Source organism: Mycolicibacterium rhodesiae, assembly GCF_002086695.1.
In the GTDB taxonomy this organism is placed as follows: domain Bacteria; phylum Actinomycetota; class Actinomycetes; order Mycobacteriales; family Mycobacteriaceae; genus Mycobacterium; species Mycobacterium rhodesiae.
The window spans coordinates 1-390 of sequence record NZ_MVIH01000048.1 but is presented as its reverse complement, the minus strand read 5'-3'; the positions used below and the strand labels follow the sequence as shown (position 1 = coordinate 390).

Genomic DNA, 390 nt, shown 5'->3' with positions numbered 1-390 from the left:
ATGCTCGCCATCGAGTTGGCCGGCGTGCCAGGCCGCCGCGGTGTCCGGCAGCAGCGGCGGTAGCGATTCGCCGGTCAGCGCCCGCCGCGGCGCCACCTGCTCGGCATCCCGCATGCGGCGCTTGGCCTCCCGCGGGCTGATTCGCAACACATCCGCGAGCGTGATCGGGACCGGCGGGCAGCCCTCGAACTGCTCCAACCGCGCGGTCAGGGCGTGGGAAACCGCGACCTGGCGGCGTCGCGCGGTCTCCAACCGCTGCAGCACGACAAAACGCTCGGGCGGATCCAGCACATCGAGATCGACTGCAGCCAACGCCTCGACGACATCGTCGAGCGCCCCCAGCACCTCATCGATCGAACTCATGATTAGAACACTAGTTCGAACCACCGA

General features: G+C 68.5%; 1 protein-coding gene. It reads right to left on the bottom strand.

Annotation, left to right across the window (positions count from 1 at the left end):
• Positions 1-363: DUF222 domain-containing protein (locus BST42_RS28880; RefSeq protein ID WP_133057535.1), on the bottom strand; the 363-nt coding region annotated here is incomplete at its 3' end.
• Between the last annotated feature and the right edge of the window lie 27 nt (positions 364-390).